Consider the following 20,919-nt stretch of genomic DNA (forward strand, 5'->3'; position numbering starts at 1 on the left):
ATTTCGGTGTGCCGCTGAGCGGGACTCGCGGGGGTCAGCCGGCGCGGGGAACGTGTAGCGGGCCGAGCGCCAGCACGGCCCGGAACTCGCGTGGCGGCACCGGGCGGGAGAACAGCCAGCCCTGGTAGGCGTCGACACCGACTCCGTGCAGCACATGGAACTGCGTCGCGGTCTCCACGCCCTCGGCGACGCAGCTGCGGCCCATCGCCCGGGCCATGTCCACCACGGCGCGGGCCACCGCGAAGTCGGACGGGTCGTTGCCGACACCGGACACGAACCGCCGGTCCACCTTGATGATCTGCGCCGGCAGGTCCTTGAGCCGGGCCAGCGAGGAGTAGCCGGTGCCGAAGTCGTCGACCGCGAACCGGACGCCCTTCTCCACCAGGATGTCCATCTGCTGCATGGTCTTGCAGGGCAGGTCGACCAGCGCCGTCTCGACCAGCTCCAGCACCACCCGGTCCCACGCGATGCCCGACTCGGCCACGGCGTTGGACACCGCGTCGACGAAGTCCGGGTCGCCTGGAACAAGTCCGGAAAGGTTTACAGCGACGGCGACGGGCTTGCCGTTCGGCACCGGCCAGGTCGACGCTTCGCGCAGCGCCGTCCGGAGCACCCAGCGGTCCAGCTCACGCATCATGTCGCCCTGCTCGGCCACCGGCAGGAAGGCGTCGGGCGCAAGCAAACCACGGTCCGGGTGCGGCCAGCGGACCAGCGCCTCGGCCGTCTGCACGGTGCCGTCCACGCCGACCACCGGCTGGAAGTGCAGCGTCAGGCCGTCCTTGGCCAGCGCCTCGCGCAGCTGACCCTCCAGGTGCACCTGCCGGTCGGCCGACGCGATCAACGCCGCCGAGGCCAGCGAGACCCGCCCGGCACCCCGCCGCTTGGCCTCGAACATCGCCGCGTCGGCGAACCGCAGCAGGTCGGCGCCGTTGGAGCGGGAGCCGTTGGGGATGGCCGCGCCGATCGACGCCGACACCCGGACCAGCTGCCCGTGCACCGGAACCGCCGCCCGCAGCAGGCTGGCCACCCGCGTGCCCAGCGCCTCAACACCGCCGGCCGCATCGATGTCCTCGCAGATGATCACGTACTCGTCGCCGGACATCCGGGCCGCCGTGCAGCCGTTGGGCAGCCCGCCCTCCAGCCGCCGGGCCAGCGCCACCAGCAGCTCGTCGCCGGCGTCGTGGCCGAGGGAGTCGTTGACCCGCTTGAAGTTGTCGATGTCGCAGAACAGCACCGCGATCTTCTCGGCGAGCTCGCCGGCCAGCAGCCGGGTCAGCGTCTCCTTCACCGCGGCGCGGTTGGGCAGTCCGGTCAGCTCGTCGTGATTGGCCTGGTGCCGCAAGGCTTCCGCGACGCGGCGGCGCTCGGTGATGTCCTGGAACACCACCAGCCAGAACCGGCGGCCGTCGTCCTGCACGGAGATCGCGATGTGCAGCTCGCAGTAGACCAGCTCGCCGTCCGGGCGGAGCAGGATGCGTTGCGGCACCTTGAATCCGCCCTCACGCTCGGCCGTCAACCGAGCCGCGGCGGACAGCCAGCCCACCGGCTCGTCCGGGTGCGTGAGACTGCTCGCGGTCATGCCGCGCAGCTGCTCCAGGTCGATGCCGAGCAGGTCGCACAGCGCGTCGTTGGCGTCGACCAGCCGCTCGGCCTCATCGAACAGGCCGATGCCGACCGGCGTCACGGCGACCAGATCGGTGAACCGCTGGCTGGACAGCTTCATCCGCGCCTCGGCCGTGCGCTGCGCGGTGACGTCCTGCGCGGTGCCGACCAGCACCGGGCCGGTGCCCTGCACCGAAGCGCCGTGGCAGCGCAGCACCCGGACCAGCCCGTCCGGCCGGACGATGCGGTGCTCGCACTCCACCGGCTCGCGGTTGATCGCCAGCTGCTGCCACAGCTCGTCGACCCAGCCGCGGTCGTCCGGGTGCACCAGGCTCATATAACGCTGGTAGGTGGCGCGTTCCTGCTCGTCCACGCCGAGCAGCTCGCGCATCATGCCCGACCAGTTGCAGTCGTCGGTGCCGGTGTTCCACTCCCAGGTGCCGAGGCTGGCCACGCGCTGCGCGTCGGACAGCCGGCGGCGCTCGTCGCGCAGGTCCCGCTCAAGGGCCCGCTGCTCGGTGACGTCCTGGATGGTGCCGAGCAGCTGCTCGACCTTGCCGGTCGAGGACAGCTGGGCCCGAGCCCGGCAGATGTACACCCGCTCGTTGACGTCGCGGATCTCGACCTCGAGCGGCTCGTCGGTCTGCGCGGTCAGCAGCTTGTCCCGCATCTCGGTGATCAGCTGCTGGTCGTCGGGGTGCACGCCGGGCATGAAGGTCTCGTCCGACGACGAGCCGCCGACCAGCTCGTACATCTCCCGCAGCACCTCGCTGCGATAGGTGGAGCCGGTGTTCACGTCCAGCGTCCAGCTGCCGATGCGGGCCATCCGCTGGGCCTCGACCAGCCGGGCCCGCTCGTGGGCCAGTTCGTCGTTGGTGCGGTTCCGTTCGGTGATGTCCCTGATGTAGCCGGTGACCAGGCCGATCCGGCCGTCCGCGCCGACCGTGGACTTGGCCTCGCCGCGCAGCCAGCGCACGTCGCCGTCCGGCCGCACGATCCGGTACTCGATGTCGATCGGCTCGCCGGAGAACTGGTGGTTGCTCCAGTACTCGCGGACCATCTCGACGTCGTCGGGATGCACGATGTCCAGCACGGCCTGCGCGCCCGGCTCCACCGAGCCGCGCTCGATGCCGAGGATCTCGTAGTGGCTGTCCGACCACACCGTCTTGTTGGTGGCCGGGTCGAACTCCCAGGACGCGATGCCGGCGACGTGCTGCACGTCGGTCAGGCGGCGGCGCTCCTCGCGCAGCTCGGCCGCGGCCGAGGCGAGGTCGGAGACGTCGACCAGAACGATGGAATGCAACCCCGTGTTGGGGATGGGCGTCTGCACCACACGGACGGGCAGCTCGCTGCCGTCCAGGCGACGCAGCCGAAGATCGGGCTCCTGGCCGGCGAACAGGTCGCGCAGGGCGGTGCCGCCGAGCCGGTCCGGATCGGTCGCGCCGATCATCGCCGCCGCGGCCGCGTTGGCGTGCATGACCACGCCCTTCGGGTCCACCCGCAGGGTCGGCGGCTCGGACAGCGTCACGCCGCCCAGCTCGACCGGGCCGCGCCGGACGTTCGGCAGCCGGGCACCACCGAGCGTGACAGGTGCGCTCCCCGCCTGCCCGCTGCGCTCAGCCACGGCTCCGCCCTTCCGCGTCGGCCACCGGGGCGGCATGGGTGGGCCAAGCCGGCGACTGCATCACAGTGCGCCGGGGGTGCGTCGGTCGCGACGCACCCCCGGGGAGCACCTGACGCCAGCGACGGTATCGCGTCCACCGCCGAACTCACAGCCGTCCCCGCCAATATCCTGGCGACGTATGAAAAAGCGGATCGGCCGGCCGAGCGGGTCCGCGTCGGCGCCTACGCTACTCCATCCGCCGCAGCGGCCGCCGCGACGGCCCGTGCGACCTCGACGGACACCCGCGGGTCGAGCGCGCTGGGCACGATGTGGTTGACCGACAGCTCGTCCGTGGCGACCTGGAAGATCGCCTCGGCCGCGGCCAGCTTCATGTTCTCGGTGATCCGCCGGGCCCCCGCGTCCAGCGCGCCGCGGAACACGCCCGGGAACGCCAGCACGTTGTTGATCTGGTTGGGGAAGTCGCTGCGGCCGGTGGCCACCACCGCGGCGTGGCGCGCGGCGACCGCCGGGTGGATCTCCGGGTCCGGGTTGGACAGCGCGAACACGATGGCCTCCGGGGCCATGGTCGCGATCAGCTCCTCCGGCACCGTCGAACCGGACAGTCCGAGGAACACGTCCGCGCCCTTGAGCGCCTCGGCGACGCCGCCGCGCAGGCCCGAGCCGTTGGTACGGCCGGCCAGCTCGCGCTTGACCGGGTTCAGGTCGGCCCGGTCGACGTGCACGATGCCTCGCGAGTCCAGCACCGTCACCTCGCCGACGCCGCCGGCCAGCAGGATGTTCGCGCAGGCCACACCGGACGCGCCGGCGCCGGCCACGACCACGCGCAGGTCCGACGGCTTGCGGCCGAGCGCCGTGGTGGCGCCGCGCAGCGCGGCCAGCACCACGATCGCGGTGCCGTGCTGGTCGTCATGCATGACCGGGCAGTCCAGCGCCTCGATCAGCTTGGCCTCCAGCTCGAAGCAGCGCGGGGCAGAGATGTCCTCCAGGTTCACCGCGCCGAACGAGGGGCGCAGGCGGACCAGGGTCTCGACGATCTCGTCGACGTTGGTGGTGCTCAGCACCAGCGGGATGGAGTCGAGCCCGCCGAACTTCTTGAACAGCGCGGACTTGCCCTCCATCACGGGCAGCGACGCGCTCGGACCGATGTCACCGAGGCCCAGTACCGCGGTCCCGTCGCTGACCACCGCGACCAGGCGGTGCGCCCAGGTGTACTTCGCGGCCAGCGCGTGGTCCTCGGCGATGGCGCGGCTCACACGGGCCACGCCGGGGGTGTAGGCGATCGAGAGCGCCTTGGGGTCGGCCAGCGGGGCCGTCACGGCGGTCCCCAGCTTGCCTCCCTCATGGGCGGCGAATATCTCGGTGTCGGTCAGTTCGGTGGCGGATTCGTTCACAGCGGTCACGGCGTCCCTCATCAGACACGGCGGCGTGGCGGGCGCGCGTGGGGGCGATCGACGCTGTCGCGTCGGTCACTGCGCGTCGTGCGGGTCGGTCCGAACATCGCGTTCCGGGTGTCGAAACTGTGGTCGGACGACGCTGGGGTTGGCACAGTGTGACAGCCGATCACCGGTCTGTCTGCGGCGGGGATCACATTCTTTGCCCAGCTCAGAGGCGGTGTAGCAAGACGACCGTACGAATTGCTTGCACCGACCGGTCAGTTTCCGCAGGCAGTTCGGTTCACGATCGGTCAAGCGGCTAGCCTGGCCCGCCGTGCAGGTTCGCGAGCTCGACATCGAAGGTTCCTGGGAATTCACTCCACCGGCCTTTCCCGACAACCGGGGTCGGTTCGCCGCACCCTTTCAGGGTGAGGCGTTCGTCACCGCGGTCGGCCATTCGCTGCGGCTGGCCCAGACCAACCACAGCGTGTCCCGCCGCGGCGTCATCCGCGGCGTGCACTTCGCCGACGTGCCGCCCAGCCAGGCCAAGTACGTCTACTGCCCGGCCGGCGCGCTGCTGGACGTGATCATCGACGTGCGGGTCGGCTCGCCCACCTTCGGGCAGTGGACCTCGGTGCGGCTGGACGCCGAGAAGCTCAACTCGGTGTACATCTCCGAGGGCCTGGGCCACGCGTTCGTCGCGCTGGAGGACGACACCGCCATCGCCTACATCTGTAGCGAGGGCTACAACCCCGGCGCCGAGCGCGGCATCTCGCCGGTGGACCCGGCGCTGGGGCTGCCGTGGCCGTCGGACATCGAGCCGATCCTGTCCGACAAGGACCGCGACGCCCCCACCCTGGCCGAGGCGCAGGCCGCCGGGCTGCTGCCGGTGTACGCCGACTGCCTGGCTTATCGGGCAAAGCTCAGCTGAGCCTTTTCGGGCGTGGCCACAGTCGCCACGTGGCCACGCCCAGCACGTCCGCCGGTCCGAGGTCCCTCGAATCCGTCGAACCGAACTGGTTGTCGCCCACCACGAACCACTGATCGTCCCTCGGTTCCACCGCGCGCTTCACCGACAGCTGTTCCGGCCGCTCACGCCACTTCACCAGCACGATCGCGCCGGGCTCGGGTTGCCGGCGCAAGCTCACCAGCAGCACGTCCCCGTCCTTGAGCGTCGGCGCCATCGACGGTCCGCGCACCCGCAGCCGCCGCACTGGCCAACGATCTATTCCTTCCGGTGCCAACGATCACCTCCGCCTGCCCGCTCCGGCCGTCCGGAGTAGGGTTCCGCACGTCGGAGCATTCACTGTCAGGGAGGACCCATGCGACTGCTGTCGCGCATCCTCGGCCCGCGCCTCGAGGCGACGGCGCACTGCGACCTTCCGTGCGGCGTCTACGACCCGGCCCAGGCCCGCATCGAGGCCGAGTCGGTCAAGGCGATCCAGGAGAAGTACCAGGGCAACGAGGACCCCGAGTTCCGCGCCCGCGCCATCCAGATCAAGGAGCAGCGCGCCGAGCTGGTCAAGCACCACCTGTGGGTGCTGTGGACCGACTACTTCAAGGCCCCGCACTTCGAGAAGTACCCCGAGCTGCACACCCTGTTCAACAAGGCCACCAAGGCGGCCGGCGCTTCCGGCGCCAAGGGCTCCATGGACCCGGCCAAGGGCCAGGAGCTGCTCGACCTGATCGCCGAGATCGACAAGATCTTCTGGGAGACCAAGGCGGCCTGAGCTCCATCGCCTTCTGACGGCGCCGACCAGCGGAGACGCGTTCCGCCGGTCGGCGCCGTTTTGTCGGTTCCGGTGAAATGCCGGCCGGTTCTTCGCCATCCTGGTGTGCGTGGCGGACGACATCCTGGCCGAGTTCCCGAAGAAGCGCACCGACCGGCAGATACTCCGCGGAATCCGGATCTTCCTGGCCGCGTGCGGCGCGCTCGCCGCGTTGGTCATGATCGGCGGCGGGCTGGTCGAGTGGGACCACGCCAGCCAGCCGCGGGAATTCGGCGTCGTGACCTCGCTGCTGCCCGGCTACAAGGGATGCAACGGCCGCTCCGTCGTCACCTTCGACACGCCCTCCCGGAAGGCGATTCAGGCCACTCTGTGCACGCGTTCCGAACTGGTGCTCGGCTCGGCCTTCGAGGTTCGCTATCCCACCGACCATCCCGACCAGGCCGTGGCGGCCGACGAGGACCAGGCGGCCCTGCTCGTCATCGCCCCGATGCCGTTCATCGGCTTCGGCCTGGCCCTTCTGCTCCTCACCTGGCGACGCCCCGACTTCTTCCTCAGCCGTCGGCGCTACCGGGGCTGAGCCTTCGCCAGCACCATGAGGTCAGCCACGAAGCAGCCGATCTCGCCGTCCTCGGTGCGGCCGATCCAGGACGGATACGCCCCGTCGCCGTAGCCGCTGGAGAAGGCGATCAGCGTCGCGGTGGATTCCTTGTTCGTCAGCACGAGGGCCTCGTCCCGCTCGACCTCGAGCTCGCCCACCTCCTGGAACGACTCCAGGGCCGCGTGGTCGACGAAGCAAGCCATGCCCGCGTCCACGCCGAAGGCGTAGAACTGGCGATCGCCGAGCAGCGCCGCGTTCTTGCCGACCGGCACCGCCATCTCCCAACTCGTCACCGGCTGGTCGCGGAGCAGGATTCGCGCCCCCACCGTCATGCCGCCGCCCTCGTCCGGCACGCGCAGCACCGACAGCTGCACCGGGTAGGTGCCGGGGCTCAGCTCGAACGTCACGGCGTGGTCGGTGAACTCCAGCCAGGCCGGGTCATGCACGACCAGCGCACCCGTGGGCAGGACCAGGTCTCCCGCCTCCTCCACCGTGATCACCACGTCGTCGAAGTCGGGGTGCGTCAGCGTCGCCCCGTCCTCGAACATGACATCCACGTTCCGCGGCTGGAGCGGCCTCGGCGGCTGCCACGGCGCGTCTCGTTCCTCGTCCTCGGTTTCCTGTACCTCCAGCACGCCTTCGAGCTGCGCCAACCCCGCCCAGTCGCCGAATTCCGGCTTGCTCCGGAACAGCTGCGCAACGTCGGTCTTGATCCCGCGCCGGCTCAGCCCACCGGCCCGCTCGCCCAGCCGCCAGAACGAATCCGACCCGCTGCCGTCCGGGTCGTGCCGCAGCTCCCGATACGCCGCCCGCTCGTCGAACTCCGACGGCGCCTCCTCGTCGTACGTCCACTCCGCGCTGGTCAGCAGGAACAGCTCGTCGTCCGCCAGCTGCCGCCACTCGACCTTCTTGTGCCGGCGGCCGTCGTCGTCGAAGCGCCATGCCGCCGCGTAGAGCGCCTCCCAGCACACCTCGATCAGCACCTCCGGCCAGTCCTGATCCGGCGTGCACAATGCCACCGCGTACTGCTGCCCCGCCGCGTCCCTGCGCCGCGCGGTCGCTTCCGACAGCCGCCCGACCAACGCCCCCGAATCCCAGCCCTCGCAGTAGACAACCCGCCAAACCGGACTCATCGGTGCCCCTCCCCTGGTGTACCGGCCCACCGTAACCAGCGGCCCCGACAGTTTCAGCCGGGTCGATCTAGGCTGGTGCTGTGACGACCGTCTGGATGCGCTACCTGTCCGGCGCCGACATCGAGGCGCTGGGCATCACGGATGCCGAGATCGTGGCGGCGGTTGAGGACGTGCTGGCCGATCACGGCAACGATCGGGTGGTGTTCGAGCCGCGCACGCACCTGGTGCCGGACAACGGCGGCCGGGGTCATTTCAACGTGCTCCGCGGCAGCCTGACCGACAAGGGCGTCAGCGGGGTGAAGGTGGTGGGCGACTTCGTCGCCAACTACGAGCGGGGCCTGCCCAGCGAGATGGCGCTGATCAGCCTGTTCGACCCGGAGACGGGCATGCCGAGGGCGATCGTGGACGGCACGATGATCACGGAGGCGCGCACCGGGGCGATGACGGCGGTCGGGGCCAAGTACCTGGCCCGCCGGGACGCCAAGGTGCTCGGCCACGTGGGAGCCCGCGGCACGGCCTGGTGGAACGTGGTGCTGCTGGACTCGGTGTTCGACTTCGACGAGATCAGGGTGACCAGCCGCCGCCCGGAGTCCAGGGAGCCGTTCGCGCAGCGCCTGAGCGAGCATCTCGGCAAGCCGGTGCACGTCGCGACGAGCTGGGAGCAGACCCTCGACGGGGCGGACGTGCTGGTCGAGGCTTCCCGGTTGACGGAGCCGGAACCGTTGCTGCGCAAGGAGTTCCTCCGGCCGGGAAGTTTCCTCGTGCCGTACGGGACGATCAGCGCACTGGCCCTCGACCTGCTCGACGACGTGGACAAGATCGTCGTGGACAACTGGCGCGAGTCGCAGTCGGGCAACCCGAGGTTCGGGGCGCTGCGGCCGCACCTGAACGCGGGGCTGCTCACGGAGAACCGGATCCACGCCGAGATCGGCCAGATCGTCGCCGGCCACCGGCCCGGCCGCGAGAACGACAAGGAGCGCACCCTGTTCTGGCATCGTGGACTGTCCACAACGGACCTCGCGGTGGCCGACATGATCCTGCACCGGGCCGAGGCGAACGATGTCGGCACGATGCTGCCGTACCGGTGAGGGACCTGGACATCCTGGCCGTGGCCAGGGGACAGCGGGTCGAACTCGGCCCGCTGGACGACATCGCGGCCAACCGGCGGGCGATGCTGGCTGCTCTGGAGGCAGCCGACAAGCCGGTGTACGGCGTCAACACGGGCATGGGCCGACTGGCCGGCGTCGCCCTCGATGCCGAGCAACAGGCCGCGCACCAACGGAACCTGCTCATCGGCCGGGCCGTCGGCGGGCCGCCGTGGCTGCCGGCTCAGGACGTACGGGCCCTGCTCGCGGTGAAGCTGCACGGCCTGCTCGCGCCGACCACCGCCGCCAGCCCCGAGCTCGTGAAGTTCCTCATCGACCGGATCAACGACGGCTTCGTGCCGGCCGTGCCACGGTCGGCGTTGGGCAGCGCCGGCGAGATCATCCCGTTGTCACACGCTTTTCAGACCTTCGTCGGCGTCGGCACCATCGTGGAGGACGGCGTCGAGAAGCCGGCCAGCGATGGCCTCAAGCGGCGCAAGGCCAAGCCGTTTCCCTTGGGCCCCAAGGAAGGTGCCAGCCTGATCCAGGGTTCGCCGTTGGCCTTGGCGCACGCCTTCATGCGCGGGGCCGAAGCCGCGCAGGCCATCGAGCTCCAGACCCTCGCCGCCGCGGCGGCGGTTGACGTCCTCGGCGCACCCCGCTCGATCTACCACCCCTCGCTGGCCGGCCCCGACACCGTGCTGGCCGCCGTGCTCGACGACATCCGTTCCCGCACAACGGATTCCGCCACGCGCTCCGACCTTGTGCAGGCCCCGGTGTCGTTCCGTGTCGCCCCTCAGGCCATCGCCCACGCGCAGCGCACCCTCGACGACCTCGCCGCCGCGCGGGACCTTCTCCTGGCCGCCCCAACGGATTCCCCGTCTTTCTTGGACGGCCGTTTCACCTCCACCGCCGGCTACCACGCTGTCACCGTCGGCCTGCGCATGGACGCCGTCACCGCCGCCCTGACCCACCTCGCCGAGATCTCCGTGCAGCGGCTGCACCGCTTCATGGACAGCCAGTTCACCGGCCTCAATGCCCAGCTCGCCGTCGATCCCGGTCCACAGGCCGGGCTTTCCCCCATCCACAAGCGCGCCGCCGGCGAGCTCCACGAGATCCGCCGCTCGGCTTCCCCCGCCACCCTCGGCTCCCTCGACACCTCCGCCGGCCAGGAGGACGTGCAGGCGCACGCCTGGGCTGCCGGTGAGCAGCTCCGGCAGGTGACCGACCACTTGTTGTCGATCACCGCCTGCGAGCTCATCGGCATCGCCCAGGCGCACCACCTCCGCGGCCTCCCCGGCGCCCCCGCCTCCGCGGGGCCTACGCCTGGATCGCCGAGACCGTTCCCCCCGTCCTCGTCGACCGTCCCCTCGGCCCCGACATCTCCCGCCTTCGCGCCAAATTCGCCGACGGGTGAACCCCGCCTCCCCGCGCGCGTCCTTCGAGCAGGTTCACTCGGACGGAGGAACAATGGGGCGTTGGCTGCCCGCCGTGCTCATGCTCGCGCTGCTCACCGCCTGCGGCGCCGGCCCCACCCACGCCCAGCCTCCCGACCCCAGCTACGTCCCTCCCGTCGACTGCGGCTCCGTCACCGGTCCTGCCGGCAAGCGGATCCTCATCTCCCCCGCCCTCCCCTCCGGCACCGCCCCGTGCCCCGAGGCTCTCGACGTCCTCCGCGCCTACTACCGCGACGCCCCGCACAAGGCCCAGGGCACCGCCCGCCGCCTCGTCGTCAACGGCTGGACCTGCGAGTCCGACACCGACTCCCGCAACGCCCCCCAGGTCGGCTGCGACAAGAACGGCATCGGCTTCATGACCCACTGATCAGGCGATGGCCCGCCAGATGGCCGACCAGTGGGCGACGACGCCGGCCACGTCGGCGTCGAGGCGCCGGTCGCTGCGTCGGCGGGACGGCAGCAGGAGTTTTCCGCGCCGTACATCGAGAATCGCCGGGACGCCGTCCGGGAGGACCTGGTCCATCACGGACCGCATCATGTGCAGCGGGACGGCGGCGGCCTCGGGCCGCAGCTCGGGTTCCTTCATGTAGAGCTGAACGGCCAGCTTGGGGCCCCTCGCCGGCCGAAGGCCGAGCTGTGGGGCGACGTCGAACACGGCGTCGGAGCCGACCCACGTGCCGGTGCCGACGGGCACCAGGGTGCCCCGAAAACCCTCCTGCCAGCGCTGGAATCCCTTCTGCAGCTCGACGAAGTGCCCGTGCTTGGCGGAGTCCTCGACCTTGGCCACGGCCAGCTCCAACGCGAGCTGAGGCGACGGATCGGCCAGCGCGCGACGGATGGCGGCGACCATCGGCCCGTAGTAGGCCCACGGCTGCCGCCCCTCGTCGAGGTACATGCGCCGCTGGTCGGACACGATCCTGGTCTGCGCGCCGGGCACGCAGTTGGCGAAGTCCACCACAACCCCGAGTTTTGGATGACGCACCGACGACACCGTCCTCTCCCCTGGACTACCTCCAAATTTTACCTCATCCAGTGTCATTGTTCGATCGCCTGTTCGATGCAGTGCGATGGGTCACAGGACCGGCCGGGGCGTCATCGCCGGGCTACGATCCGCTGGGTGGCAGACGTGTACGTCATCAGGCACGGGGAAACCGAGTGGTCGCTGTCCGGCAAGCACACCGGCAGCACGGACGTCCCGCTCACAGCGCACGGCGAGCAGCAGGCCCGCAAGGCCGGCGCGGTTCTCGCCGAGCTGCGCGGCACGACCGTCCCACCAAGACTCGTGCTCGCCAGTCCCCGCGCCCGCGCCGGGCGCACGGCGGAGCTGGCCGGACTGACCGTGGACGATGTGACCGAGGACCTCGCCGAGTGGGACTACGGCGACTACGAGGGCCTTACCACGGAACAGATCCGCGAGTCGGCGCCGGACTGGACGGTGTGGACGCACGAGATCCCCGGCGGCGAGACGGCCAAGGAGGTCGGCGACCGCGCCGACGCCGTGCTGGCCCGGGCCCGCAAGGAGCTGGAGCGCGGCGACGTGGTGCTGATCGGCCACGGCCACTTCAGCCGCGTGCTGGTGGTGCGCTGGCTCGGCCTCGACCCGGCCGCCGGCGTGCGAATCGGGTTGGACCCGGCCGGCATCTCGGTGTTGGGTGACGAGCGAGGTCAGGCGCAGATCCGTCGCCTGAACGTGCCACCCCTTGGAGAGATCTGATGATCCGCGGCGTCCGTGAGTCCGATGTCGACGCGGTCGTGCAACTGGTGCACGACCTGGCCGAGTACGAGCGGGCGCCGCAGGAATGCCACCTGACCGCCGCGCAGCTGGGCGCGGCGCTGTTCGGCCCGTCACCGGCCCTGTTCGGCCACGTGGCCGAACAGGACGGCGAGGTGGTGGGAATGTCCTTGTGGTTCCTCAGCTTCTCCACCTGGACCGGCACGCACGGCATCTACCTCGAGGACCTGTACGTGCGCCCGGAGCACCGTGGCGGCGGGCACGGCCGGGCGCTGTTCCTGGCCCTGGCCAAGGAAGCCGCCGACCGCGGCCTCGGCCGCTTCGAGTGGTCGGTGCTGGACTGGAACCAGTCCGCGATCGACTTCTACGAGGCGATGGGCGCGGCCCGGGTCAACGACTGGTACCGCTACCGACTGGCCGACGAGGCCCTGTTGAAGGCCGCCGCCCGGGTCTAGAACGCCGAGGAGAGGTCCAGCTGGGAGAAGGCCGCCGGCACCGGTCGGCCCGTGGCGAAGCGGTGCAGCACAACGCGGTAGATCACGCTGACCGTCGACGCCACGGTGCCGACCAGGACGAGCCAGACCACGATCGCCACGAGCGCGACGATCAGGGCCGTCACGCCGAACGCGGCGGTGGTGATCAGACCGGTCAGCAGCAAGGCGATTCCGAGCACGACTGCGCCCCACAATGCGACCGAGATCCCGAGCCCGCCGCCCACCTCGGCACCCCAGGTCTTGCGCAGCAGCTCCCGCGAGCGCGTGACCGAGTCGCGGACGGACCGCCCGTCGACGATCATCACCGGCACCACGAAGTACGTGACCAGCGCCCAGGCGATGCCGGCCAGGCTCTCCACGATCTTGCCGACGATGCCGAACTGGCGGCCGATCACCCGCAGCACCAGCGACACCGTGCAGCTGAGCAGTGACCACAGCAGGATCGGCACGATCCGTGCCCACGCCCCGCGCAGGCCCACCCCGACGGTCGCCGGCCGGCCCTCGAGCGCCTCGTTGACGGCGTGCACGAGCGCGGAGTTGCAGAAGATCGTCACGAACGACAGCACGAAGTACACCGGCACCGCGATCGGCCAACCGGCCCGCACGAGCTCATCGGTGTCGATGTGCTCCAGCGTCAGCGGCACATGCGCGCCGGCCAGCACGGCGACCAGCAGCGCCAAGGTGGCCAGTCCCGACATGATCGGGAACAGCACCAGCGACTTGTGGGCGCGCAGCACCCGCAGCGATGCCCTGGCAATGTCGAAAGCCCAACGCACGACGTCCCTCCCCGGCCGTCACAGTGCGCCTCAGCCGTGCTGGTCTTCCGTGATGCCCATCGCCCACGCCCGTGAGGACGCGAGGAAGAGCAGCAGCACCAGGATGGCGAGGCAGTAGACGGTCAGGAGGATATCCACAACGAGCGCGTCGACGGGGTTGAATCCCCACCAGATGCCGCCGATCACCAGCAGCTGGAGGAACACCGCGCCGTTGCGGGCGCCGCGGGTGCCGCGGTACAGCAGGATGCCGGGCACCAGGAACGCGGCGGCGATCACGACGTAGATGCCGGCCTCACCGAACGCGACGAGTGCGGGGGCGCCGCCGGACAGGCCGAGCACCACGGTGACGACGGCCACCACCAATGCGGCAATTCCCTGCACGGTCACCAGGGTGCCGGCGACGCGAACGGGTCCGGGAGCGGCGATTTCGCGTGACAACGGGCACCTTCCTCGACCTGCTACCTGCGCACATCACGATCCGTGCGCACGGCCGATCGTAGGCCACCCGGACGGCCGGTCGATCGGCGCCGACGGACGCGGGAGGATTCCCTTGTTGTCGAGGAGCAGACGGTCGTCTGGGTGCACTCACCGACAACGCGAACGGACCGGAGCGTCGTCGGCACGGAAGGAGACCTCTCTCACTTTCGATGAGCCACCACCACCCGTACGGGGACGGCCGGCCGGTCGCCGGTCACGGTCTGTCCTACGCTCCTGGTGTGCGTGCCCTTCTCGTGGTCAACCCGCAGGCGACGGCTACCTCCGCCGCCGGACGCGACGTGCTGGCCCACGCGCTGGCCAGCGACGTGCAGCTGGAGACCGTGGAGACCAGCTACCGGGGGCACGCGGCCGACGCCGCCGCGCGCGCCGTGGCGGAGGGGTTCGACCTGGTGGTCGCCCATGGGGGTGACGGCACCGTCAACGAGGTGGTCAACGGCCTGCTGACGGCCTGCCAGGACCCGCTGGACGCGCCCGCCCTCGGCGTCGTGCCCGGAGGCTCGGCCAACGTCTTCGCGCGGGCTCTTGGCCTGCCGAGGGACCCGGTCGAGGCGACGCACCGGCTGCTGATGGCCATCGAGTCGGGCAGCCGCCGCCAGGTCGGGCTGGGCCTGGCCGAGCCGGCCGGCGCCGACAGCCGCTGGTTCACGTTCAACGCCGGCCTCGGCTGGGACGCCGACGTGGTGGCCGAGGTGGAGCGCCGCCGGGACAAGACCGCCAGCCCGCTGCTGTACGCGTCGATCGCGCTGGCCAACTACGTGAAGCAGATGCTCACCGCCACGGATCTGCTGGTCGAGCTGCCGGACGGCACCAAGGAGCAGACCCGGCTGGCCTTCGTCTCCAACACCGACCCGTGGACCTATCTGGGCGCCAAGCCGATCCACATGAACCCGGACTGCTCGTTCGACGGCGGCCTCGGCCTGTTCGCGCTGCGCAGCCTGGCCCCGCCGACCATCGCGCGCACGCTGTCGCAGATCCTGCTGCCGCTGGGCCCGCCCTCCGGCGGAAACCTGCTCCGGCTCGACGATGTCGCCGAGGTCAGGGTGACCGCGCAGCGTCCGGTGCGGCTTCAGGTGGACGGCGACGACCTGGGCGAACACCGTCAGGTAAAGTTCACGTCAGTGCCGAAGGCGCTGCGGGTGGCCGTCTGAAGAACCCGAGGCGTCGTGCTGCGTTCGTGACCGGAGCGTAATACACTGGTCACGAGGGTGGCTGCGCCGGCATCATGGCTGGTCACGGACCGAAGCCAGTGGTCAAACGCGCCGATCTTTCGGGTGAGTTCTCTCACCGAGTCGGAGCCGACCTCTTGACATCCCCGAAGTTCGTGAAAGCATTCACAAGCACCCCGACGACCGCTGACGACAACAGTGCGCTCGTAGCGCGCTTAGCGAGGAGCTAGAGAAATGGACTGGCGCCACCGCGCGGCCTGCCGTGACGAGGACCCCGAGCTGTTCTTCCCCGTTGGGAACAGCGGTCCGGCGTTGCTGCAGATCGCCGAGGCGAAGACCGTCTGCCGCCGCTGCCCGGTGATGTCCGGTTGCCTGTCGTGGGCACTGGAGTCCGGGCAGGACGCCGGCGTGTGGGGCGGGATGAGCGAGGACGAGAGGCGTGCGCTGAAGCGTCGCAACGCTCGTACCCGCGCTCGCAGCAACGCCTGACGAACGCATTTCTTTAATTCGATTTCTCATCGCGCAAGGGCCCTGGAACCTTCCCCCGAGGTTCCAGGGCCCTTGTACGTTTTTGACGAATTAACTCATCAACGTGATCAGCGCCTCCGTCGCGGTGCCGGATCAGCGGCTCCGCCGCAGGGGAACCCGCAGCACGGCCTCGGTGCCCTTCGGGTCACGCCGCCGCAGCGACAGCGAGCCGCGCAGCTCCGACTCGACCAGGGTGCGCACGATCTGCAGGCCGAGGCGCTCGGTGCGCTCCAGCGAGAAGCCCGGCGGCAGGCCCTGGCCCTCGTCGGCCACCACCACGTCCAGGTACTTGGCCGACCGTTCCGAGCGCACCACGACCTCGCCCGACGCCCCGGCCGGATAGGCATGTTCCAGCGCGTTCTGCACGAGCTCGGTGAGCACCATGACCAGCGGCGTGGCCAATTCGGCCGACACAACGCCGAGCTTGCCCTCCTTGCGCACGTTGATTCCGGTCTCGGCCGTTGCGACGTCGGAGAGCATCGGAAACACCTGGTCCAGCACGTCGTCCAGATTGGCCCGCTCGTCGACCGACATGGACAGCGTCTCGTGCACCAGCGCGATCGAGGTCACCCGGCGCACCGACTCCTGGAGCACGTCGCGGGCCTCGGCATTGTTGGTGCGTCGGGCCTGTAGCCGCAGCAGCGCCGCTACGGTCTGCAGGTTGTTCTTCACCCGATGGTGGATTTCACGGATCGTGGCGTCCTTGGACAGCAGCGCCCGGTCCCGGCGCTTCACCTCGGTCACGTCGCGAACCAGGACCAGGGCGCCCGCCGCCTTGCCCAGCGGCCGCAGCGGCAGCGCCCGGAACAGCACCGCCGCGCCGCGCCGCGACTCCGCCTCGATGCGCATGCTCGGGTTGCCGTCCAGCGCGGTCCTGATGCGCTGCGCCACCTCGGTCGCGTCGAACGGGTCGGCCACCAGCGACCGGGTCAGCGGGGCCAGGTGCACGCCGATCAGGTCGGCCGCGTGCCCCATGCGGTGATAGGCCGACAGCGCGTTGGGACTGGCGAACACCACCGCGCCCGAGCTGTCGATGCGGATCAGGCCGTCGCCGACGCGGGGGCTGGTGTGCACGTCGGCCGAGGGCTCCATGGCCGGGAAGGTGCCGTCCGAGATCATCTGGCACAGGTCGGCGGCGCTGCCGAGGTAGGCGATCTCCAGCGGGCTCGGCACCCGCGGCACGGCCAGGTTGGTGTCGCGGGACAGCACCGCGATCGTGTCGCCGTTGAAGCGGACCGGGATGGTCTCACGGCGCACCGGCACGCCCAGGTGCCAGCGCGGGTCCTCCTCGCGGCAGATCCGGCCCTCGACCAGGGCGCGGCGCACCTGCGGGTGGTCGTCCGCGGTGACCGTGCTGCCCACCATGTCGTCGGGATGGGCCGTCGGGCCGGTCGTCGGCCTGGCCTGCGCGACGCACAGGAAGGTGCCGGTCGGGTGCTCGGCGTCCGGCAGCGGCACCCAGAGCACGAAGTCGGCGAAGGCCAGGTCCGACAGCAGCTGCCACTCGGCCGCCACCATCTGCAGGTGGTCGACGGCGGCGCCGGGCAGGCCCGTGTGCTCGGCGAGCAGGTCGGTGAGTGTTGACACGGCCCCGACGCTAGTCGGTCGGAGTTACTCGACGACGGCGATGAGGTCGCCTTCCTGCACGACATCACCCACCGCCACCGCGACCTTGGTCACGCGGCCGGCGTGGTGGGCCACCGCCGGGATCTCCATCTTCATCGACTCCAGGATGACGACCTCCGACCCGTCGGTCACGGAGTCGCCCTCGTGGGCCACGACCTTGCTCACGTTGGCCACCATCTCGGCCCGGATCTCCTCGGTCATGACCGTCATGGAACCACGGATTCGGGCGTCCGCCAGTGGCGTGAGACAATCGGGGGACAGCAATACCGCTTTCCGATAGGGAGACACTCATGTCGAAGCGTGCTCGCAAGCGCCGCGACCGCAAGAAGGGCGGCGCCAACCACGGGAAGCGGCCCAACGCCTGAGACCCGTGCGTTCGACGCACGAAGGCCCCGGTGACCTGGTCACCGGGGCCTTCAAACGTCTCCGTGCCTACTGCTGCTGCTCGGCCTTGGCCTGCGTGCGCTCCAGCACCTTCTCCTTGATGCACGCCCGCAGCCGGTCCTTGAACTCGGCCGAGGCATGGTCGCCGCCGCACTTGCGGGCCAGCAGGATCTTCAGGTGCTCCTCGATGCCGTACTGCTCGAGGCACGGGCTGCACTCGTCCAGGTGCTGGCGCAGGATGTCGCGCTGGTTCTGGTCGCACTCGTTGTCCAGGAAGGCCCACACCTCGGCCAGCACCTCACGGCAGCCGGCCTTTGCCTCGCCGATCTCGTCCGCGCTCACGACCCGGTCACCTCCGGCTCGCGGGAGGAGCGCAGGAAGCCCCGGTCCCGGGCGACGTCGGTGAGCAGGTCCTTGAGCTGGCGGCGGCCGCGATGCAGACGGGACATCACGGTCCCGATCGGGGTGCCCATGATCTCGGCGATCTCCTTGTACGCGAAGCCCTCGACGTCGGCGAGGTAGACCGCGATGCGGAACTCCTCGGGCAGCTGCTGCAACGCCTGCTTGACGTCGTCGTCGGGGAGCCGGTCCATCGCCTCCACCTCGGCCGAGCGCAGGCCCGAGGAGGTGTGGCTCTCGGCGGCGGCGATCTGCCAGTCGGTGATCTCGTCCGCCGAGGTCTGGATCGGCTGCCGCTGCTTGCGCCGGTAGCCGTTGATGTAGGTGTTCGTCAGGATGCGGTACAGCCAGGCCTTGAGGTTCGTCCCGCTGGTGAAGGACTCGAAGGCGCTGTAGGCCTTCAAGTAGGTCTCCTGGACCAGGTCCTCGGCGTCCGCGGGGTTGCGCGTCATGCGCAGCGCGGCCGAGTACAGCTGGTCGAGCAGCGGCATGGCGTCGCGTTCGAAGCGCGCCGCTCGCTGCTCAGCAGTCTCCTGCTCGACGATGTTGTTCTCGTTGACCTGGGCGGAACTACCCGGCACCTGGCTCCCTCCCCGCCGGCGCGCGAGCCGGGCGGACGCTGTCGACGCTCCCCGTGCGGGAAGCGTGTCGTTCGCCCCTGAGGATACGCGTCGGGCCGTGGAGCGGCCGAGCACAGCGCTTGATGTAGCCACGTGGGGTTCAACACGACTGCCCCCGTGGGCATTCCGTGGTGAGAGCTCCGTCATAGGCTCTCCACCATGGCGGGACAGGGCACCCCGGCGACCGCGCTGCTGGCCAAGCGCAAGGTCCCGTACACGCTGCACAGCTACGACCACGACCCGCGAGCCGAGTCCTTCGGCCTCGAGGCCGCGGAGCTGCTCGGCCTCGATCCCGCCCGGGTCTTCAAGACCCTCGTCGCCGAGGTCGACGGCCGTCTCGCCGTTGGGGTCGTCCCCGTCACCGGCCAGCTCGACCTCAAGGCCCTCGCCGCCGCCCTCCGGGGCAAGAAGGCCCGCATGGCCGAGGTCTCCGCCGCCGAGCGCGCCACCGGCTACGTCGCCGGCGGCATCTCCCCCTTGGGCCAGAAGAAGCGCCTCCCCGTCGTCATCGACGCCTCAGCCGCCACCTTCGACACCGTCTTCGTCTCCGCCGGCCGCCGCGGTCTCGACGTCGAGCTCACCCCCACCGACCTGGCCGACCTCACCGCCGCCGTCGTCGCCCCCATCGCCGGCTGACCCGTACCGACGCCACAAGTCAGGCGTCGAGGGTGTGCAGGACCCGGTTGAGCCATTCGCCGACGGACTTGGTGACGCCGTTGACGTCGGCCTTGAGCGAATGGTCGCCGGACAGCACGACGACCTCGCGGTGGTGCGCCGACGAGGGCATGCCGAATGGGTCGCGGGAGCCCTGGACGACCAGAGTCGGCACCTCGACGCCGTCGAGCTCGGGCAGGCGGGTCTTGTCGGGCTTGCCGGGCGGATGGACGGGGAAGGCGAGGCACAAGACGGCCACGGCGGACCCGTCGAGGCTGGTGCGGCAGGCGACGCGAGCGCCGGAGGAGCGGCCGCCGAACAGCAGGGGCAACCCCTCGAACCACCGAACGCCGAGGTCCTCGACGACGGCGAGCCAACAGGCGTCGAGCTGCTTGGCGGGGGCCGGGGCGCGACGGCCGGCGACGCGGTAGGGCTGCTCGACCAATGCCACGTGCACGCCGGCGGCGGTGGCAGCGCGGGTGGCGGCGACGAGGTCAGGAGCCTCGATACCGCCGCCGGCGCCATGCCCGAGCAGCAGGGCCGCACGACTCTCGGCGGCGCAGTGGAGCTCGGCCCGCGCAGGGCCGAAAGGCGTGTCGACAACGGTTCGCGTCATGAGAACAGGTCCAGCTCGACGGGCTCGGGCACCGGCGGCTCAAGCAACGCGGGCCCGTTGTTGCGAATGCTGTTCACGGCGGTGGACACCGGCCGCAGCTCCAACTGGGACACGATCTCGGCGGACGGCTTCAGCAGTTCGGCGACGTCGTCGCTGCCCTGATCGGGGGCCAGCCACTGCGAGAAGGACTCCCGAGGCAGCACGAGCGGCATGCGCTCATGGACCGAAGCCAACGGCCCGAAGGCGTCGGTGGTCAGCACGGCGCACGTGACCAGCCAGGGCGACTGCGGCTCGTTCGGATCCCGCCAAGCGGTCCACAGCCCGGCCATGGCCAAACTCGACGAATCGGGACCAGTCACGTAGAAGGGCTCCTTGGCCCCGGTCTCCCGCCGCCACTCGAACCAGCCGTCAGCCGGCAGGATGCAGCGCCGCCGGGCCATGGAGTCCCGGTACGCCGGCTTGACGGCGGCGGTCTCGGACCGGGCGTTGATCATCTTCACGCCCACGTTCTTGTCCTGCGACCAGGTCGGGATCAGCCCCCAACGCATCACCCGGATGGTGCGCTCCACCCGCGCCACGTCGGGCTGGCCCTCGGCGTCACGGGGATGCCGGGCCACGATGGCCAACACGGGCTTGGTCGGCGCCACGTTGTAGTCGGCCCCGGGCGCGTCGGAGCCGCTCGCGTCCAGCGCGTCGAACTCGACGGCCAGCTGCGCCGGGTCCTTCGTGGAGGCATACCTGCCGCACACCCCTGACCACCTCCGAATTCATCGTCGCACGTCACGGCCCCGAGCAGTAACCGAAGCGGCCGAGTAGGGAATCAT

The 20,919-nt window shown here is 70.4% G+C and carries 24 protein-coding genes and 1 pseudogene; 12 read left to right on the forward strand and 13 right to left on the reverse strand.

Going from position 1 to position 20,919, the window contains the following annotated elements:
- Window positions 1-34: 34 nt before the first annotated feature.
- Together M3Q35_RS28770 and M3Q35_RS28775 are read right to left on the reverse strand one after the other, a co-directional pair.
- The gene (locus M3Q35_RS28770) at window positions 35-3,226 is read right to left on the reverse strand and encodes a sensor domain-containing protein (RefSeq protein WP_273935668.1); all 3,192 of its coding nucleotides are present in this window, start codon (window positions 3,224-3,226) and stop codon (window positions 35-37) included.
- 221 nt (window positions 3,227-3,447) lie between these two features.
- Complete coding sequence (locus tag M3Q35_RS28775) at window positions 3,448-4,596, reverse strand: NAD(P)-dependent malic enzyme (protein WP_379794231.1); 1,149 nt, start codon at window positions 4,594-4,596, stop codon at window positions 3,448-3,450.
- Between the two features lie 337 nt (window positions 4,597-4,933).
- Here M3Q35_RS28775 and M3Q35_RS28780 point away from each other — a divergent pair, with 337 nt between their 5' ends.
- Window positions 4,934-5,530, forward strand: coding sequence for a dTDP-4-dehydrorhamnose 3,5-epimerase family protein (locus M3Q35_RS28780; protein WP_273935671.1), 597 nt, complete (start codon window positions 4,934-4,936; stop codon window positions 5,528-5,530).
- Here M3Q35_RS28780 and M3Q35_RS28785 read toward each other — a convergent pair.
- Complete coding sequence (locus M3Q35_RS28785) at window positions 5,523-5,813, reverse strand: S26 family signal peptidase (RefSeq protein ID WP_273935673.1); 291 nt, start codon at window positions 5,811-5,813, stop codon at window positions 5,523-5,525. The two genes, M3Q35_RS28780 and M3Q35_RS28785, sit on opposite strands and share 8 nt — an antisense overlap.
- 108 nt (window positions 5,814-5,921) lie before the next feature.
- Between M3Q35_RS28785 and sodN the strand changes: the two genes are divergently transcribed.
- Together sodN and M3Q35_RS28795 are read left to right on the forward strand one after the other, a co-directional pair.
- A complete protein-coding gene (gene sodN, locus M3Q35_RS28790; RefSeq protein ID WP_273935675.1) occupies window positions 5,922-6,329 on the forward strand; it encodes a superoxide dismutase, Ni in 408 nt (135 codons plus the stop codon).
- A gap of 109 nt (window positions 6,330-6,438) precedes the next feature.
- Window positions 6,439-6,906, forward strand: a complete 468-nt coding sequence (locus M3Q35_RS28795; protein WP_273935676.1) for a hypothetical protein — start codon at window positions 6,439-6,441, stop codon at window positions 6,904-6,906.
- On the opposite strand, the gene M3Q35_RS28800 is transcribed toward M3Q35_RS28795, so the two are convergent.
- Window positions 6,894-8,060 carry a DUF4241 domain-containing protein gene (locus M3Q35_RS28800; protein WP_273935677.1) on the reverse strand — a complete coding sequence of 389 codons (1,167 nt, stop codon included), beginning with the start codon at window positions 8,058-8,060 and terminating at the stop codon, window positions 6,894-6,896. The two genes, M3Q35_RS28795 and M3Q35_RS28800, sit on opposite strands and share 13 nt — an antisense overlap.
- Window positions 8,061-8,140: 80 nt before the next feature.
- Here M3Q35_RS28800 and M3Q35_RS28805 point away from each other — a divergent pair, with 80 nt between their 5' ends.
- The 3 genes and pseudogenes from M3Q35_RS28805 to M3Q35_RS28815 all read left to right on the forward strand — a co-directional run bounded on the left by M3Q35_RS28805 (window position 8,141) and on the right by M3Q35_RS28815 (window position 10,969).
- The gene (locus M3Q35_RS28805) at window positions 8,141-9,148 is read left to right on the forward strand and encodes an ornithine cyclodeaminase family protein (RefSeq protein ID WP_273935678.1); all 1,008 of its coding nucleotides are present in this window, start codon (window positions 8,141-8,143) and stop codon (window positions 9,146-9,148) included.
- A gap of 20 nt (window positions 9,149-9,168) precedes the next feature.
- Window positions 9,169-10,383: pseudogene (locus tag M3Q35_RS28810) on the forward strand (aromatic amino acid lyase); the annotation flags it as partial.
- Between the two features lie 232 nt (window positions 10,384-10,615).
- A complete protein-coding gene (locus M3Q35_RS28815) occupies window positions 10,616-10,969 on the forward strand; it encodes a hypothetical protein (RefSeq protein WP_273935679.1) in 354 nt (117 codons plus the stop codon).
- Here M3Q35_RS28815 and M3Q35_RS28820 read toward each other — a convergent pair whose 3' ends face one another.
- On the reverse strand, window positions 10,970-11,593 hold the full coding sequence (locus M3Q35_RS28820; RefSeq protein WP_273935680.1) for a hypothetical protein: 624 nt from the start codon (window positions 11,591-11,593) through the stop codon (window positions 10,970-10,972).
- 126 nt (window positions 11,594-11,719) lie between these two features.
- On the opposite strand from M3Q35_RS28820, the gene M3Q35_RS28825 reads away from it, so the two are divergent.
- Complete coding sequence (locus M3Q35_RS28825) at window positions 11,720-12,316, forward strand: acid phosphatase (RefSeq protein WP_379794193.1); 597 nt, start codon at window positions 11,720-11,722, stop codon at window positions 12,314-12,316.
- Window positions 12,316-12,789: a GNAT family N-acetyltransferase gene (locus M3Q35_RS28830; RefSeq protein ID WP_273935681.1), complete on the forward strand. Its 474-nt coding sequence runs from the start codon at window positions 12,316-12,318 to the stop codon at window positions 12,787-12,789. Before M3Q35_RS28825 ends, M3Q35_RS28830 begins: the two co-directional genes overlap by 1 nt.
- Here M3Q35_RS28830 and M3Q35_RS28835 read toward each other — a convergent pair.
- On the reverse strand, window positions 12,786-13,604 hold the full coding sequence (locus tag M3Q35_RS28835; RefSeq protein ID WP_273935682.1) for a DUF6159 family protein: 819 nt from the start codon (window positions 13,602-13,604) through the stop codon (window positions 12,786-12,788). The genes M3Q35_RS28830 and M3Q35_RS28835 overlap by 4 nt on opposite strands.
- A 30-nt stretch (window positions 13,605-13,634) precedes the next feature.
- Complete coding sequence (locus tag M3Q35_RS28840) at window positions 13,635-14,042, reverse strand: hypothetical protein (protein ID WP_273935683.1); 408 nt, start codon at window positions 14,040-14,042, stop codon at window positions 13,635-13,637.
- A gap of 278 nt (window positions 14,043-14,320) precedes the next feature.
- On the opposite strand from M3Q35_RS28840, the gene M3Q35_RS28845 reads away from it, so the two are divergent.
- Complete coding sequence (locus M3Q35_RS28845) at window positions 14,321-15,250, forward strand: diacylglycerol/lipid kinase family protein (protein ID WP_273935685.1); 930 nt, start codon at window positions 14,321-14,323, stop codon at window positions 15,248-15,250.
- 252 nt (window positions 15,251-15,502) lie between these two features.
- The gene (locus tag M3Q35_RS28850) at window positions 15,503-15,757 is read left to right on the forward strand and encodes a WhiB family transcriptional regulator (protein ID WP_273935687.1); all 255 of its coding nucleotides are present in this window, start codon (window positions 15,503-15,505) and stop codon (window positions 15,755-15,757) included.
- 132 nt (window positions 15,758-15,889) lie between these two features.
- Here the strand turns inward: M3Q35_RS28850 and M3Q35_RS28855 are convergent, their stop codons facing one another.
- Window positions 15,890-17,383 carry a sensor histidine kinase gene (locus M3Q35_RS28855; protein WP_273935688.1) on the reverse strand — a complete coding sequence of 498 codons (1,494 nt, stop codon included), beginning with the start codon at window positions 17,381-17,383 and terminating at the stop codon, window positions 15,890-15,892.
- 24 nt (window positions 17,384-17,407) lie between these two features.
- Window positions 17,408-17,623, reverse strand: coding sequence for a biotin/lipoyl-binding carrier protein (locus M3Q35_RS28860; protein WP_273935689.1), 216 nt, complete (start codon window positions 17,621-17,623; stop codon window positions 17,408-17,410).
- Between the two features lie 89 nt (window positions 17,624-17,712).
- Between M3Q35_RS28860 and M3Q35_RS48975 the strand changes: the two genes are divergently transcribed.
- Window positions 17,713-17,787 (forward strand): 50S ribosomal protein bL37, encoded by a 75-nt coding sequence (locus tag M3Q35_RS48975; RefSeq protein WP_096498094.1) that lies wholly within the window; start codon window positions 17,713-17,715, stop codon window positions 17,785-17,787.
- Between the two features lie 67 nt (window positions 17,788-17,854).
- Here M3Q35_RS48975 and rsrA read toward each other — a convergent pair whose 3' ends face one another.
- Window positions 17,855-18,148: a mycothiol system anti-sigma-R factor gene (gene rsrA / locus M3Q35_RS28865; protein WP_273935690.1), complete on the reverse strand. Its 294-nt coding sequence runs from the start codon at window positions 18,146-18,148 to the stop codon at window positions 17,855-17,857.
- The gene (locus M3Q35_RS28870; protein WP_379794194.1) at window positions 18,145-18,786 is read right to left on the reverse strand and encodes a sigma-70 family RNA polymerase sigma factor; all 642 of its coding nucleotides are present in this window, start codon (window positions 18,784-18,786) and stop codon (window positions 18,145-18,147) included. Before M3Q35_RS28870 ends, rsrA begins: the two co-directional genes overlap by 4 nt.
- Window positions 18,787-18,984: 198 nt before the next feature.
- Here M3Q35_RS28870 and ybaK point away from each other — a divergent pair, with 198 nt between their 5' ends.
- Entirely contained in the window at window positions 18,985-19,461 is a 477-nt protein-coding gene (ybaK, locus tag M3Q35_RS28875; RefSeq protein ID WP_273935691.1) for a Cys-tRNA(Pro) deacylase, read from the forward strand.
- A 19-nt stretch (window positions 19,462-19,480) separates the two neighbouring features.
- Here the strand turns inward: ybaK and M3Q35_RS28880 are convergent, their stop codons facing one another.
- Window positions 19,481-20,095, reverse strand: coding sequence for an alpha/beta hydrolase family protein (locus tag M3Q35_RS28880; RefSeq protein ID WP_273935693.1), 615 nt, complete (start codon window positions 20,093-20,095; stop codon window positions 19,481-19,483).
- Window positions 20,092-20,844, reverse strand: a complete 753-nt coding sequence (locus M3Q35_RS28885; protein ID WP_273935694.1) for an SOS response-associated peptidase — start codon at window positions 20,842-20,844, stop codon at window positions 20,092-20,094. Before M3Q35_RS28885 ends, M3Q35_RS28880 begins: the two co-directional genes overlap by 4 nt.
- Window positions 20,845-20,919 lie beyond the last annotated feature (75 nt).

Source organism: Kutzneria chonburiensis, assembly GCF_028622115.1.
GTDB classification, from domain to species: domain Bacteria; phylum Actinomycetota; class Actinomycetes; order Mycobacteriales; family Pseudonocardiaceae; genus Kutzneria; species Kutzneria chonburiensis.

What these genes read in the sequence shown, in the direction of transcription:
- sodN (WP_273935675.1), top strand. Translation starts at nt 5,922, where the DNA reads ATGCGACTGCTGTCGCGCATCCTCGGCCCGCGCCTCGAGGCGACGGCG.
- M3Q35_RS28800 (WP_273935677.1), bottom strand. Translation starts at nt 8,060, where the DNA reads ATGAGTCCGGTTTGGCGGGTTGTCTACTGCGAGGGCTGGGATTCGGGG.
- M3Q35_RS28815 (WP_273935679.1), top strand. Translation starts at nt 10,616, where the DNA reads ATGGGGCGTTGGCTGCCCGCCGTGCTCATGCTCGCGCTGCTCACCGCC.
- M3Q35_RS28830 (WP_273935681.1), top strand. Translation starts at nt 12,316, where the DNA reads ATGATCCGCGGCGTCCGTGAGTCCGATGTCGACGCGGTCGTGCAACTG.
- M3Q35_RS28850 (WP_273935687.1), top strand. Translation starts at nt 15,503, where the DNA reads ATGGACTGGCGCCACCGCGCGGCCTGCCGTGACGAGGACCCCGAGCTG.
- M3Q35_RS28860 (WP_273935689.1), bottom strand. Translation starts at nt 17,623, where the DNA reads ATGACCGAGGAGATCCGGGCCGAGATGGTGGCCAACGTGAGCAAGGTC.
- ybaK (WP_273935691.1), top strand. Translation starts at nt 18,985, where the DNA reads ATGGCGGGACAGGGCACCCCGGCGACCGCGCTGCTGGCCAAGCGCAAG.
- M3Q35_RS28880 (WP_273935693.1), bottom strand. Translation starts at nt 20,095, where the DNA reads ATGACGCGAACCGTTGTCGACACGCCTTTCGGCCCTGCGCGGGCCGAG.